The organism is Pantoea leporis (genome assembly GCF_028048155.1).
Taxonomy (GTDB): domain Bacteria; phylum Pseudomonadota; class Gammaproteobacteria; order Enterobacterales; family Enterobacteriaceae; genus Pantoea; species Pantoea leporis.
Genome location: NZ_JALMEU010000006.1, coordinates 11,607 through 25,799, shown reverse-complemented (window position 1 = coordinate 25,799; position 14,193 = coordinate 11,607). Strand labels below are relative to the sequence as shown.

The window sequence follows — 14,193 nt, the reverse complement described above, 5'->3', positions numbered from 1 at the left end:
AAAATAATGCGCGGGATATTACCACATAAGCCATCAGGCTCACTGTTCCGCGCTGTCAGATTGGGTACCGCTTAACCAACGCTGCCAACTGTTGTTGACCACCGCGCGTTCAGCGACAAAGGCTTCAGGCGCCACATGGCCCGGTAATTCCTGCAATGCCAGATGGTGCAGCGCATCACGCAGCGTGACGTACGCATGCGTCAAAGCCTGCGCCTCTTCATCCGGCATAATGCCATGACGCGCCATCAATTCGAAAATGCGGACATTATCCGACCAACGCGTCAACGCTGGCTGATCGGCCGCGTAGCTTAAGACAAGGTATTGCGCGATGAATTCAATGTCGGTGATACCGCCCTCATCGGTCTTAATTTCCCAGCGACCTTTCTGTTTGTTGCTGAGATGCGCCCGCATTTTTTCGCGCATTTCACGCACTTCTTTTTGCAACGTCTCAACGTCTCGCGGCAGGCAAAGAACGTTACGGCGGATTTCATCAAAGCGTTCACAGAGCGCAGGTTCGCCAAACACGATGCGCGCGCGCACCAGCGCCTGATGTTCCCAGGTCCATGCTTCGCTGCGCTGGTATTCGTTGAAAGCGGAAAAAGTACTGACCAGCATACCCGCCGCGCCAGAAGGACGCAGACGCGCATCCACTTCATACAAAATGCCGGACGACGTGCGCGTGCTAAACAGATGCATTACACGCTGCGCCAGGCGCAGATAGAACTGGCGACCATCAATGACGCGCTCGCCATCGGTTTCCGCATCATCCGGACAATCATGCAGGAACACCAAATCAAGGTCAGAGCTGTAACCCAGCTCCCAACCACCCAGCTTGCCATAACCGACAACCGCAAAACCGCGCTCACTGTCGCTAGTCAAATGCGATGGACGACCATATCGCTGCACCATCATCTGCCAGGCTTGCTGCACCACGGATTCAATAATCGCTTCTGCCAGCCAGGTTAAGTGATCGCTCACTTTCATTACGGGTAGCGTTTCAGCAATATCGGCAGCGGCGATGCGCAGATGCTGCGCCTGTTTAAACTGGCGCAATGCTTCCAACTGCTGCTCTTCGTCATCGGTGGGAATACGCAGCAGATATTGGCGCAGTTCGTCGCGGTAAGCGTCGGTTGCGGTAGGTTGATACAGCGTTGCGGGATCGAGTAACTCATCCAGCAGCAGCGGATAGCGCGCCAATTGGCTGGCAACCATTGGTGACGCGGCACACAGACGAATCAGATGACGCAGCGCGCCATGATATTCGGTGAGTAATTCCAGATAAGTGCTGCGCGTCAGCACGCCCAGCAACAACGGCGTCAGACGATTCAGCAGCACATCGGCATCTTCGCGCGGACAAACTTCACAGAGCAGACGCGGCATCAACTGGTCGAGCGCCAGACGACCACGCGGACCAATAGTACGGCGGCTCACATCCTGGCGGAAGTTGTTCAACGCGTTGTAAAGCGCGTGACGCTGCGCATCGTCCAATTGCGGTACCACCGGGATGAGATCGCTCTCTTCCAGCGCGTCCTGCCACAGCCCGGCAAACTCAGCCAACTGCGGCTGATCGTCGACATCCGGTGCATCGTCGCCAATCAGCTCGTCAAAGATGGCGCGCACACCGGCCATTTGCAGCTCAAGCTGCGCCATCAGCGCGGTCCAGTCTGCCGCGCCCATCGCCCAGGCTAAGCGCTGGCGGTCGAGCTCGTTCTCTGGCAGCGTTTGCGTTTGCTCGTCATTAATGCTTTGCAGCAGGTTTTCCAGCCGACGCAGGAACAAATAGGCTTCACGTAGATGATCGACCTGTTTCTGACTTAACAAAGCCAGCTCACCAATCGCTTTGAGCGTAGGGAGCAAGGAGCGCAATTGTAGTGAGCGCTCACGTCCACCGCGAATCAGCTGGAACACCTGCACAATGAATTCCGTTTCACGAATGCCACCGGCGCCGAGCTTAATGTTGTCTTTCAAGCCGCGTCGACGCACCTCGCGCGCGATCATGCCCTTCATGTTACGCAGCGATTGAATCACGCTGAAATCGATATAGCGGCGATAGACGAACGGCCGCAGCATTTGCTGCAATTCCTGGCTCCAGTGGCCATGATCGTCGCCCATCAGCCGGGCTTTGACCATCGCATAGCGTTCCCAGTCGCGGCCCTGCTCCTGATAATAATCTTCCAGTGCCGCGAAACTCAGCACCAGCGGACCGCTATCACCAAACGGACGCAGACGCATGTCCACGCGATAGACAAATCCATCCACCGTTGGTTGATCGAGCACTTTGATCAGCCGCTGCCCCATGCGCGTGAAGAATTGCGCATTGTCGAGCTCGCGCCGTCCACCTTGGGTTACGCCGTTTTCCGGCCAGGCAAAAATCAGATCGATATCAGAAGAGAAGTTGAGTTCACAGCCGCCGAGTTTACCCATGCCGAGAATCAGCATCGGCTGGGCTTCACCCGCTTCATTGCATGGCGTACCAAAGTCGCGGCTGCAATCCTGCCAAACCCAGTCGCGCGCGGCAGCGATGAGGATTTCCGCCAGCGTGCTGAGTTGCTGCAAACTTTGTTCGGTAGTGGCGTGTTGCAGCGCCTGCATCCAGGCGATGCGTACCAGCATATGACGACGGAACAAACGCAGTTCACGCATCAGGGAGGTTTCATTTTCAACCGAGTGCAGCACGTCATTTAGCCAGCGGGCATAGTGCTGCCACTCATCTGGCGCAGGCGCTTGCTGTTGCAGATGCTGCCACCATTCGGGATGCTGCTGCAGGTTATCGAGGATAAAGTCACTAAAGGTCAGCGCGCCCGCCTGTTCTGGCGTGAACGCTGAGGATGGCAAATTAAGTCGCTCTGCCACATTAGCCAACTGCGCCTGCATGAGCGCCGGTAACGGTAACAACATCTTCTCTCCCTGATTGGATTTTTCGTTAGCGTTTGATTCCGCTATTGAGCCAGAAAGGTGCGGGGCGCACGGCCAGGTTAACCAGATGCATTAAGCCACGCTCCTGCTTCTCTCGAATCGCATGCTGTAACTCCAGCCAACCGTCCAGCCAAACATTCACCTCTTCGGCCGGATAAGCACCCGCCAGCAGGTTCACCGCCAACAGCTGGCGATTCAGGCGCGTGGCTTTATCCTGGAACTCATTGAACAGTTGAACATCAACGAATGTTTCTCTGAGATCGGCGGCAATACGACTTAGCATAATATCGCTGAAGCGCTTGAACGATCCCTGCAGCTTGCTTTTGCTCTTGTCGTCGAGCCATTTTTGCCACTGCGACTCAACCAGCCAGTGAGTAAGTGCTAACTGAGCTTCAACCGAGGTTAACGAAAAGCAGGTAGCTTCAGCATTGTTCTCATCATCGGCCAGCAACTCTTCCTGACGGGTTAATTTCTGGCGCAGATCGCTGCTGGCTTTGCGTGGCACCAACGCACCAAACAGTGAGAACGCCTGACGCAGCGTTTCCAGCGCATCAATTACCGCTGCTTTGGCATCTTTATTACCACGCAGCCACACTTCTTCGTGATATTGCCAATGATTCAGTGCCGCAGTCATTGCGTTGATCATGCCCTGCTCAACCGACGCTTTCGCGGCGATTTTCTGCAATGGCAACGTACGGATGGGGCGCGGTAAGTTACCCTGCGCCAGCTGATAGCCGCGCGCGGCTTTGCTCAGGCTGCCGAGACGTAATCCGCCCATCGTAACCAGCGCTTCAGCGAACTTCAGCATGTCATCGCGTTGACCACTTTTGAGCTCCAGCTCGACTTCATAAAGCGGTTCGCTGAATTCACCGGCAGCGACTTCGCCGCGGTCAAACGCCACTTCAATTTCGCTGTCGCCAAATTGCACCAACCAGGCTTCGCGCTGGAAATGAGTGCTGAACAGCGGCTGTAGGCGCGATTGCAGTGCAGCAATATCGGTGCCCTGCGGCCAAATCTCGGCTGGCAGGCGCGCGATATCCAGCTGCGGCTCCGTGAGATCAACATTGTATTCCGGACGCTGATGCAGACCGCCAACGGTTTTACCGGCCGCTTTCAGCGTCATTTCATAGCGTTGGTCAACGCCACGAATGCGCAGGCCCATGTCCCAGCGACGCAGTTGGTTGTCGTCGGTTTCATAATAGATATTGGTCAGCTCGCGCGCGGCGAAGTGCTGATGTGGCCACGCGGCAAGCTTTTCCGCCAGTTTTTCGGCGGCTTGCGGTGTAGCAATGAACTTTAATTCGATTTCGATGGTCATAATTTTTTATTCAATACGCTGCTGGCACTTACGAGTTTAATCTGGCGAAGAGTAATGCACCGGAAGCCCGCTGTCTCCGCTTTCTTGTGCTTTTACGACCCTTTTCGCACCGGATTGAGACCAGGATAGTTCTCATTCAGATTTTTGAGAAGCGTCTCCAGACTGTGCCGGTAATTTTACGCCATTAAGAAAAAACGACATCGAATGAAAAAAATCACACTTGCTGCCCTTTCTTTGCTGGCTTTCAGCGCCATCACACCTGCTCATGCTGCTGACGAAAAACGCTACATCTCCGATGAATTATCCACTTGGGTGCGCAGCGGTCCGGGCGATCAATATCGCCTGATCGGTAAGCTGAACGCCGGAGAGGAAGTGACCTTGCTGCAGACCAATAACGACTCTCAATATGGTCAGATTCGTGATGCAGAAGGCAAAACTAACTGGATTCCACTGTCGCAACTGAGCGCCAGTCCTAGCCTGCGTACCCGCGTACCGCAACTGGAGCAGCAGGTTAAAGATCTGACGGCCAAGCTAGCGAATATTGACAACAGCTGGAATCAGCGCACTTCTGAGATGCAGAACAAAGTCGCCAACAGCGACGGCACCATTGATGGCCTGAAAGCGGAGAATCAGAAGCTAAAAAATGAGCTGATTGTCGCGCAGAAGAAAGTCAGCGCCGCCAATGTGCAACTGGATGACAAGCAGCGCACCATCATCATGCAATGGTTTATGTATGGCGGCGGCGTGCTGGGCGTTGGTCTGCTGTTGGGTCTGTTGCTGCCGCATATGGTGCCGCGTCGTAAGAAAAACGATCGCTGGATGAACTAACGCGCCACGCAGATTTGTTCTTTTATTTAAGGGGATCGTAAGATGCCCTTTTTGGCGTGCCCGATATTTAGCCAAAGTATGCAACAATAAAGTAACAAGCGTGTTCAGCACGCAATTTTTGATCTGCCTCTGGAGTGGTTGAGTGAAGACGTTTCTGGTCGGTGGCGCAGTGCGCGATGCCTTACTGCGTTTGCCGGTAAAAGATAGAGATTGGGTTGTTGTAGGCGCGACGCCAGATGCGATGCTGGCGGAAGGTTATCAGCAGGTTGGCCGGGATTTTCCGGTTTTTTTGCATCCGCGAAGCCGTGAAGAGTATGCGCTGGCACGTACGGAACGCAAAAGCGGCAACGGTTACACCGGCTTTGTGACGCAGTTCGCGCCGGATGTCACGCTCGAGCAAGATTTGCAGCGCCGCGATCTCACCATCAATGCCATCGCCCAAAGCGACAGCGGTGAGCTGATTGATCCGTATGGTGGTCAGCGCGACCTGGCGAAACGCCAGCTGCGCCATGTTTCCACCGCCTTTAACGAAGATCCGCTGCGTGTACTGCGCGTGGCGCGTTTCGCCGCCCGCTTTGCCCATCTGAATTTCCGTATTGCTGATGAAACCCAGGCGCTGATGCGCGAAATGGCGGTCAGCGGCGAACTGGCGCATCTCACCGCAGAACGGGTGTGGAAAGAGACGGAAAAAGCGCTGCTGACGCGCAATCCACAGGTCTATTTCCAGGTATTACGTGATTGCGGCGCGCTGCAGGTGCTGTTCCCGGAAATCGATAATCTTTATGGCATTCCGGCCCCGATCAAATGGCATCCCGAGATTGATACCGGCATCCATGCGCTGATGACGCTGGCGATGTCCGCTGCGCTCTCGGATCAGCTTGATGTGCGTTTCGCTACGCTGTTCCACGATGTCGGTAAGGCGCTGACGCCAGCAGAAAAATGGCCGAGCCATCATGGTCATGGCCTCGCGGGCGTGCCGATTGTTGAAGCGCTGTGCCAGCGCCTGCGCGTGCCGAATCAGGTGCGTGATTTGGCGTTAGTGGTGACCGAATTCCATGACGTGGTGCACACCATTGAGCGCCAGCCAGCTGACGCGTTAATCGCGCTTTTTGATCGAATTGATGCCTGGCGCAAGCCCGATCGCGTGGAGAAGATGGCGCTGACCAGCGAAGCGGATGCGCGCGGGCGTGCGGGTCTGGAAAGCATGACTTATCCGCAAGGCGACTATTTGCGTCAGGCGTTTGCGCTGGCGCAAGCGGTGCCAACCAAAGATGTGGTGGCAGCAGGTTTTAAAGGGGCGGAAGTGCGGGAAGAGTTGACGCGTCGGCGTGTGGCGGTGCTGCAGGCGCAATTGATTAACGCGCGGCCAGTGTAACCAGCCGCGCGAGGCAACTTACATAAAGATGGCGTAAACCACGGCCGCAACAATGAAGCGGTAGATAGCGAAAGAGACGAACGAGATACGCTTGATCAGCTCAAGGAACACCTTGATCGCCAGCAGCGCCACGACGAAAGCCGTTACAAAACCGACGGCAAACATTGGGAAATCCTGCATCGTCAGGAAGCCGAGGCTCTTGTAGAGATCCAGTCCGGTGGCGCCAATCATCATCGGCACCGCCAGAATGAACGAGAACTCTGACGCCGCATAACGGCTCACGCCCATCAGCATACCGCCAGAAATCGTCGCACCTGAGCGCGAGAAGCCCGGCCACAGCGCCAGACACTGGAAGCAGCCAATCATAAATGCCTGACGGTAGGTGATATCGTCAACGCCAACCGCTTTCGGCTGCTTCGGCTTGAAGTATTCCGCCACCAGCAGCAGCACACCGCCGACCACCAGCGCATACATCACGTTGATCGGGTTAAACAGCGTTTTGATTTGGTCGTGCAGCAGCAAACCAATCACCACCGCAGGCACCATACCCAACAGAATATGAATCAGGGTTAATTTGCCCGTACCCACGCCTTCATGTTTGACCTCACCGAAGTGAATGCCGATCAAACCAAACAGGCGGCGCCAGAACATCACGACCACAGCCAGAATCGAACCGAGCTGAATCACCACTTCGAAGGTTTCAGCGGTCTGGCCTTCAAAACCCAACAGATGGCCAACAATAATCATGTGGCCCGTGGAAGAGACCGGCAGGAATTCCGTGAGGCCTTCTACAACCCCCAGGATTGCAGCTACCCAAAGCTGGTGAATGTCTGCCATCAAAATATTTCCTCTATCCGTTTTAAACAGTAAAAAGGCGGTCGCAAAGGGCTACCGCCTGAAATTATGCCTGCGTCACGCTGAAGGAAACCTTAAGAAATTCGGTCACTTCCTGCTGGTTAGCGCAACGGCCTCAAGTGAGACACACCATAATTTGGTTTGGTTTCATTGTGATGGCAATCACGGAAGATTTATTTCGGAATAGTCCCGCGCTCAATACGTACGCCAACGCTGGCCGCCTGCGCTACAGCGCCCGGTTTGCCTACCTTTATGCGCACGCCGGGGGTTTTGAAACGATTCATCAACAGATCGGCGATTTCTTCTGCTACCCTTTCGACCAGGGCGAAACGCTGGCCTTGCAGATGATTGAGGATCATTTCCGTGACATCGGCGTAGCTCAGACAATCATTCACATCGTCGCTGGCGGCGGCGTGACGGTTGTCCCACGCCATTTCGACATCGAGCACCAGCTTCTGCTGCATGCCTTGTTCCCAGTCGTAAACGCCAATAGTTGTGAACACGGTAAGCTGCTCGATAAATACGATATCCATGATGTCAGTCTCTGTTTTTGGCTAAGCCGGATACCACTTCCGGCGGATTATGCGTATTATCCACGCTTATCGAGAACAAAACGACCCAAAAGGAACGGTACGACGCTATGAGTGCTATCGCGCTTGGTATGATTATTTTCGCGTATCTTTGCGGCTCGATTTCCAGTGCGATACTGGTCTGTAAACTGGCTGGTTTACCCGATCCGCGCTCGCAAGGCTCAGGCAATCCTGGCGCGACCAACGTTTTGCGCATTGGTGGCAAAGCCGCCGCTGCGGCGGTGCTGATTTTCGACGTGGCAAAAGGCATGCTGCCGGTGTGGATTGCTTATCTGCTGCACGTTGCCCCGCTCTATCTTGGCCTCACGGCGATTGCCGCCTGTCTGGGCCACATCTATCCGGTGTTCTTTCGTTTTCGCGGCGGTAAAGGCGTGGCGACGGCCTTTGGTGCGATTGCGCCGATTGGCTGGGATTTGACGGGATTGATGACCGGCACCTGGCTGCTGACGGTGCTGCTAAGCGGCTATTCGTCACTTGGCGCGATTGTCAGCGCGCTGATCGCACCGTTTTACGTGTGGTGGTTCAAACCGCAATTTACTTTCCCCGTTTCGATGCTCTCGTGTCTGATTCTGTTGCGGCACCACGACAACATCCAGCGCCTGTGGCGCGGCCAGGAAAATAAGATCTGGAAGCGGAATAAGAAGAAATAAAAAAACCGGCGCAAGGCCGGTTTTTTATTTTAGATGGCGGGCAATTCTGCCAGCGGCCAGCGCGGCCGCACGCTGACGCTGAGTCCACCGCTGGTGCCGCCTTTGAGGCGCACCATGCCCGCGTAAGCAATCATCGCGCCGTTATCGGTGCAAAACTCAGGGCGCGCGTAAAACACTTCGCCGCCACGCTTTTGCATCATCTCGGCCATGCGCTCACGCAACGTGCGGTTCGCGCTGACGCCACCCGCAATCACCAAACGTTTAAAGCCAGTTTGCTCAAGCGCGCGTTTGCACTTAATCATTAAGGTATCAACCACCGCATCTTCAAATGCGCGGGCGATATCCGCGCGAGCTTGCTCGTCGCCCTGATGCTCGCGAATGGTATTCGCCGCAAAGGTTTTCAGGCCGGAGAAGCTGAAATCCAGCCCCGGACGATCGGTCATTGGCCGCGGGAAGCGGAAACGGTTTGGCGTGCCTTGCTGCGCCATACGCGACAGCATCGGTCCGCCGGGATAATCCAGCCCCAGCAGCTTGGCGGTTTTATCGAACGCTTCGCCAGCCGCATCGTCAATCGATTCGCCCAATAAGGTGTATTCACCAATGCCGGTCACGCTGATCAATTGCGTATGCCCGCCGGAAACCAGCAGCGCGACAAACGGGAATTCCGGCGGATTCTCTTCCAGCATCGGCGCCAGAAGATGCCCTTCCATATGATGCACCGGCACCGCCGGCACATTCCAGGCGAATGCCAACGCTCGGCCAATGGTGGCGCCAACCAGCAGCGCCCCCACCAATCCGGGCCCGGCGGTGTAGGCGACGCCGTCAATCTGTTGTGGCTCAAGACCCGCTTCTTTCAGTGCCGCCTGAATCAGCGGCACGGTTTTACGGACGTGGTCACGCGATGCCAGTTCCGGCACCACGCCGCCGTAATCGGCATGCAGTTTCACCTGGCTATATAGTTGATTTGCCAGCAGACCGGACGCATCGTCGTAAATCGCGATGCCGGTTTCATCGCAGGACGTTTCAATACCCAGAACTCGCATAGCTTTTATCACCCTCTTCGTGCGGCGCGCAGTGTAACACAGGCAATTCTCACGCCAGAGACTTTGCCCCTGAAAAAGTGTTTTTCTGTCGCACAAAGAGTGCGCTATACTCCACGGCCTGAAAAAACCGGCAGCCGCGATGGCATATGCCCCTGTTGGTTCTAAATTATACATGGTGCTTTACAAGTCGGCCGCGGCTGGAGTAAAATGCTGCACCATTTTGAAATGTGCTGGCGCCGCAGTCAGCAGCAAAAACCGAATTTTATCGAGGTAAGAGTTACATGCCGGTAATTAAAGTACGTGAAAACGAGCCGTTCGACGTAGCACTGCGTCGCTTTAAGCGTTCATGCGAGAAAGCAGGTGTTTTGGCAGAAGTTCGTAGCCGTGAGTTCTACGAGAAGCCTACCACTGAGCGTAAGCGCGCTAAAGCATCTGCAGTTAAGCGTCATGCCAAGAAACTGGCTCGCGAAAACGCACGCCGCACTCGTCTGTACTAATTTCTTGCGGAAGCTTGCTTCCGCCGCGTGATAAACGCAGACAGAGTCAAGTAAAAGGCCGTGCTTTCCGAAAGGAAGCGCGGCTTGTTGTCGTTTATGAGCTGAAAAATCGGGGCTTATGGCTGGACGAATTCCACGCATATTTATCAACGACTTACTTGCCCGCACGGACATCGTGGATATTATCGATGCCCGCGTTAAGCTGAAAAAGCAGGGTAAGAACTATCACGCGTGCTGTCCTTTTCATAACGAGAAAACCCCCTCTTTCACCGTAAGCGGTGAGAAGCAGTTCTATTACTGCTTCGGCTGTGGCGCCAAAGGCAACGCCATCGACTTCCTGATGAATCACGATCGTCTGGAATTTGTTGAGAGTGTTGAGGAGCTCGCCACGCTTCATGGCTTAGAAGTGCCGTATGAAGCGGGCAACGGTCCTAGCCAGATGGAGCGCCATCAACGTCAAAGTCTTTATCAGTTGCTGGATGGCCTGAACGGCTTCTATCAACAGAGCCTGCGTAATCCACAAGCGCAATCTGCACAGAACTATCTCGCCACGCGCGGTCTTAGTCAGGAAGTGATCGATCACTTCGCTATCGGCTATGCGCCTGCGGGTTGGGATAATGCTCTGAAGCGCTTTGGGCAGCAGAAAGATGATCGCGAATCACTGATGGAAGCGGGCATGTTGGTCAGCAATGACTCTGGCCGCACCTACGATCGCTTCCGCGATCGTGTGATGTTCCCTATTCGTGATAAGCGTGGCCGCGTGATTGGTTTTGGTGGCCGCGTGCTGGGCAACGATACGCCGAAGTATCTGAACTCACCGGAAACACCGATTTTCCATAAAGGCCGCCAGTTATACGGACTTTATGAAGCGCAAAAAAATCATCCGCAACCCACGCGTTTGCTGGTTGTCGAAGGTTATATGGACGTGGTGGCGCTGGCGCAGTTTGGCATCGATTATGCCGTAGCTTCGTTGGGCACTTCGACCACCGCTGAACACGTTCAGCTGCTTTATCGCTCAACGGATACCGTGATTTGCTGTTACGACGGCGATCGCGCCGGACGTGAAGCGGCATGGCGTACGCTCGAAACCGCATTGCCTTACATGAATGATGGTCGTCAGCTACGCTTTATGTTTTTGCCCGATGGCGAGGATCCGGACACGCTGGTACGCAAAGAGGGCAAAGCAGCCTTTGAAGCGCGGATGGAGCAGGCTACACCGCTCTCCACATTTTTGTTCGACAGCCTGATGCCGCAAGTGGATTTGAGTACACGCGATGGCAAGACCAAGCTGGCGACCTTGGCGTTACCGCTGATTAGTCAAATTCCCGGTGAAACGCTGCGCATTTATATGCGTCAAACCTTGGGTAATAAACTCGGGATTCTTGACGATAACCAGTTAGACAAGCTGATGCCGAAGCTGGCAGAAAGCGGAGTGCTGCCAACTGCCCCACCGTTGAAGCGCACCACCATGCGCGTATTGATCGCGTTATTAGTGCAGAATCCGCAATTTGCCTCCATCGTGCCTACACTGGATGGACTGGAGCAGTCAAAAATGGCGGGTTTACCGCTATTTGTGGAGTTAGTCAGCCGTTGTACAGAGAATCCTGGCCTGACCACCGGACAGCTACTAGAGTTATATCGCGGAACAAATTTTAGCCAGCCCCTTGAAACACTGGCCACCTGGAACCACATGATAGTGGATGAAGAGGCGGAAGAAGTGTTCCAGGATTCACTGGCGAGCATTTACGATTCCGCACTCGAACAGCGCCTTGAAGCGCTGATCGCGCGCGAGCGAACTGAAGGCCTAAGCGCCGTCGAACGCCGTGAATTCTGGGCTTTAAGCCAGGCATTAGCGAAAAAATAAGATTTTAACGGGATCAGAACTGCAAGTACGTTAAAAACAGCATTCTGGTTCAGTGATTTCCGGAATGATAGACGCGATAAGCGAAGCCGGAAACACACAGCACAAATTTAGAGGCGTCAACGTCGCAGCCAGTTTCAGTGCTGCCAGCGCACAGCAACCGGAGCGTACTGAAGTACGTGAGGATTGCGAGCACTGCCAGCACTGAAAATGGCAAGTAAGTTAGCCTCGGAAAGAACACAAGCGGCTTAAGTGCCGATTATAGATGGGCTTCAGCCCTGGCCGCGATGTAGGCAGCGGCAAAAACACAACGCCTTCACTGTTATAGTTGGCTCGCGCCGACCGACACCAATCTAATTAACAGAAGTGTGGATACCGTCTTATGGAGCAAAACCCGCAGTCACAGCTTAAGCTACTTGTCACCCGTGGTAAGGAGCAAGGCTATTTGACCTATGCTGAGGTCAATGACCATCTGCCGGAAGATATCGTCGACTCCGATCAGATCGAAGACATCATCCAGATGATTAATGACATGGGTATTCAGGTTGTTGAAGAAGCGCCTGATGCTGATGATCTGATACTGAATGAAAACAGCTCCGATACTGACGAAGATGCCGCAGAAGCCGCCGCTCAGGTTTTATCCAGTGTTGAATCTGAAATTGGCCGTACCACCGACCCGGTGCGCATGTACATGCGCGAAATGGGTACCGTTGAACTGCTGACGCGCGAAGGCGAAATTGACATCGCTAAGCGCATCGAAGACGGTATCAACCAGGTCCAATGCTCTGTAGCCGAATATCCGGAAGCGATCACCTATCTACTCGATCAGTATGATCGCGTTGAAGCGGGCGACTATCGCCTGTCTGACTTGATCATCGGCTTCATCGATCCTAACGCGGAAGAAGATATCGCGCCGACCGCCACGCACGTGGGTTCTGAGTTATCTCAGGAAGATCGTAACGACGATGAAGAAGAAGATGAAGAGGATGACGACAGCTCTGACGACGATAATTCTATCGATCCAGAACTGGCTCGCGAGAAGTTTGGCGACCTGCGTACGCAGTATGAAACCACGCGTACCGTCATCAAAGCGAAAGGTCGCAGCCATGCTGACGCCGTAGCCGAAATCCAGAATCTCTCTGAAGTGTTCAAGCAGTTCCGCCTGGTACCGAAGCAGTTCGACTACCTGGTAAACAATATGCGTGAAATGATGGAGCGCGTGCGTACGCAAGAGCGCCTGATCATGAAGCTGTGTATTGAACTGTGCAAGATGCCGAAGAAAAACTTCATCACGCTGTTCACCGGCAACGAAACCAACCCAAGCTGGTTCAAAGCCGCGCTGGCGATGAACAAGCCTTGGTCTGAGAAGCTGCTGGAAGTTGAAGATGATGTGAATCGTTCGCTGTACAAACTGCAGCAGATCGAAGAAGAAACCGGCTTGACCATCGAGCAGGTGAAGGACATTAACCGTCGCATGTCTATCGGCGAAGCGAAAGCGCGCCGTGCGAAGAAAGAGATGGTTGAAGCAAACTTACGTCTGGTTATCTCTATCGCCAAGAAATACACCAACCGTGGTCTGCAGTTCCTCGATCTGATTCAGGAAGGCAACATCGGCCTGATGAAAGCCGTTGATAAGTTTGAATATCGTCGTGGTTATAAGTTCTCAACTTACGCCACATGGTGGATCCGTCAGGCTATCACCCGCTCTATCGCTGACCAGGCGCGCACCATCCGTATTCCGGTGCATATGATTGAGACCATCAACAAACTCAACCGTATTTCGCGTCAGATGCTGCAGGAGATGGGTCGCGAACCGACGCCGGAAGAGCTGGCTGAACGTATGCTGATGCCTGAAGATAAGATCCGCAAAGTGCTGAAAATCGCTAAAGAGCCGATCTCTATGGAGACGCCGATTGGTGATGATGAAGATTCGCATCTGGGCGATTTTATCGAAGACACCACGCTGGAGCTGCCGCTGGATTCCGCAACCTCGGAAAGCCTGCGCTCAGCGACCCACGACGTGTTGGCTGGCCTGACCGCGCGCGAAGCGAAAGTTTTGCGTATGCGTTTCGGTATCGATATGAACACCGACCACACGCTGGAAGAGGTTGGCAAACAGTTTGATGTAACGCGTGAGCGTATTCGTCAGATCGAAGCCAAGGCGCTGCGTAAACTGCGTCACCCAAGCCGCTCAGAAGTACTGCGTAGCTTCCTCGACGATTAATCGTTGTCTAGACGAAAAAACCCTGGCTTGCCGGGG

The 14,193-nt window shown here is 54.3% G+C and carries 11 protein-coding genes; 6 read left to right on the top strand and 5 right to left on the bottom strand.

The annotated features are described in order from the left end of the window. Positions 1-39 precede the first annotated feature (39 nt). Together glnE and MWH02_RS15920 are read right to left on the bottom strand one after the other, a co-directional pair. Positions 40-2,898, bottom strand: coding sequence for a bifunctional [glutamate--ammonia ligase]-adenylyl-L-tyrosine phosphorylase/[glutamate--ammonia-ligase] adenylyltransferase (glnE, locus tag MWH02_RS15925; RefSeq protein WP_271461000.1), 2,859 nt, complete (start codon positions 2,896-2,898; stop codon positions 40-42). 25 nt (positions 2,899-2,923) lie between these two features. Further along, positions 2,924-4,234, bottom strand: coding sequence for a CYTH domain-containing protein (locus MWH02_RS15920; RefSeq protein WP_110867315.1), 1,311 nt, complete (start codon positions 4,232-4,234; stop codon positions 2,924-2,926). Positions 4,235-4,438: 204 nt separating this feature from the next. Here MWH02_RS15920 and MWH02_RS15915 point away from each other — a divergent pair, with 204 nt between their 5' ends. Further along, positions 4,439-5,062 carry a TIGR04211 family SH3 domain-containing protein gene (locus MWH02_RS15915; protein WP_101762988.1) on the top strand — a complete coding sequence of 208 codons (624 nt, stop codon included), beginning with the start codon at positions 4,439-4,441 and terminating at the stop codon, positions 5,060-5,062. 142 nt (positions 5,063-5,204) lie between these two features. Then, complete coding sequence (locus tag MWH02_RS15910; protein WP_271460999.1) at positions 5,205-6,437, top strand: multifunctional CCA addition/repair protein; 1,233 nt, start codon at positions 5,205-5,207, stop codon at positions 6,435-6,437. A gap of 18 nt (positions 6,438-6,455) precedes the next feature. Here MWH02_RS15910 and bacA read toward each other — a convergent pair whose 3' ends face one another. Next, positions 6,456-7,274, bottom strand: a complete 819-nt coding sequence (gene bacA, locus MWH02_RS15905; RefSeq protein WP_101762986.1) for an undecaprenyl-diphosphate phosphatase — start codon at positions 7,272-7,274, stop codon at positions 6,456-6,458. A gap of 191 nt (positions 7,275-7,465) precedes the next feature. Further along, entirely contained in the window at positions 7,466-7,825 is a 360-nt protein-coding gene (folB, locus tag MWH02_RS15900) for a bifunctional dihydroneopterin aldolase/7,8-dihydroneopterin epimerase (RefSeq protein WP_192412133.1), read from the bottom strand. A 107-nt stretch (positions 7,826-7,932) separates the two neighbouring features. Between folB and plsY the strand changes: the two genes are divergently transcribed. Continuing rightward, complete coding sequence (plsY, locus tag MWH02_RS15895) at positions 7,933-8,532, top strand: glycerol-3-phosphate 1-O-acyltransferase PlsY (protein ID WP_101762983.1); 600 nt, start codon at positions 7,933-7,935, stop codon at positions 8,530-8,532. A 29-nt stretch (positions 8,533-8,561) separates the two neighbouring features. Here plsY and tsaD read toward each other — a convergent pair whose 3' ends face one another. Beyond that, the gene (gene tsaD, locus MWH02_RS15890; RefSeq protein ID WP_101762982.1) at positions 8,562-9,575 is read right to left on the bottom strand and encodes a tRNA (adenosine(37)-N6)-threonylcarbamoyltransferase complex transferase subunit TsaD; all 1,014 of its coding nucleotides are present in this window, start codon (positions 9,573-9,575) and stop codon (positions 8,562-8,564) included. A 281-nt stretch (positions 9,576-9,856) separates the two neighbouring features. Here tsaD and rpsU point away from each other — a divergent pair, with 281 nt between their 5' ends. The 3 genes from rpsU to rpoD all read left to right on the top strand — a co-directional run bounded on the left by rpsU (position 9,857) and on the right by rpoD (position 14,157). Next, entirely contained in the window at positions 9,857-10,072 is a 216-nt protein-coding gene (rpsU, locus tag MWH02_RS15885) for a 30S ribosomal protein S21 (protein WP_008103436.1), read from the top strand. A gap of 118 nt (positions 10,073-10,190) precedes the next feature. After that, on the top strand, positions 10,191-11,936 hold the full coding sequence (dnaG, locus tag MWH02_RS15880) for a DNA primase (RefSeq protein ID WP_110867319.1): 1,746 nt from the start codon (positions 10,191-10,193) through the stop codon (positions 11,934-11,936). A 379-nt stretch (positions 11,937-12,315) separates the two neighbouring features. Further along, complete coding sequence (gene rpoD / locus MWH02_RS15875; protein ID WP_064738465.1) at positions 12,316-14,157, top strand: RNA polymerase sigma factor RpoD; 1,842 nt, start codon at positions 12,316-12,318, stop codon at positions 14,155-14,157. Positions 14,158-14,193: the final 36 nt, after the last annotated feature.

Bases quoted from the DNA above. Each gene is read 5' to 3' on its own strand.
- glnE (WP_271461000.1), bottom strand. From the start codon at position 2,898: ATGTTGTTACCGTTACCGGCGCTCATGCAGGCGCAGTTGGCTAATGTG.
- MWH02_RS15920 (WP_110867315.1), bottom strand. From the start codon at position 4,234: ATGACCATCGAAATCGAATTAAAGTTCATTGCTACACCGCAAGCCGCC.
- MWH02_RS15915 (WP_101762988.1), top strand. From the start codon at position 4,439: ATGAAAAAAATCACACTTGCTGCCCTTTCTTTGCTGGCTTTCAGCGCC.
- bacA (WP_101762986.1), bottom strand. From the start codon at position 7,274: ATGGCAGACATTCACCAGCTTTGGGTAGCTGCAATCCTGGGGGTTGTA.
- folB (WP_192412133.1), bottom strand. From the start codon at position 7,825: ATGGATATCGTATTTATCGAGCAGCTTACCGTGTTCACAACTATTGGC.
- plsY (WP_101762983.1), top strand. From the start codon at position 7,933: ATGAGTGCTATCGCGCTTGGTATGATTATTTTCGCGTATCTTTGCGGC.
- tsaD (WP_101762982.1), bottom strand. From the start codon at position 9,575: ATGCGAGTTCTGGGTATTGAAACGTCCTGCGATGAAACCGGCATCGCG.
- rpsU (WP_008103436.1), top strand. From the start codon at position 9,857: ATGCCGGTAATTAAAGTACGTGAAAACGAGCCGTTCGACGTAGCACTG.
- dnaG (WP_110867319.1), top strand. From the start codon at position 10,191: ATGGCTGGACGAATTCCACGCATATTTATCAACGACTTACTTGCCCGC.
- rpoD (WP_064738465.1), top strand. From the start codon at position 12,316: ATGGAGCAAAACCCGCAGTCACAGCTTAAGCTACTTGTCACCCGTGGT.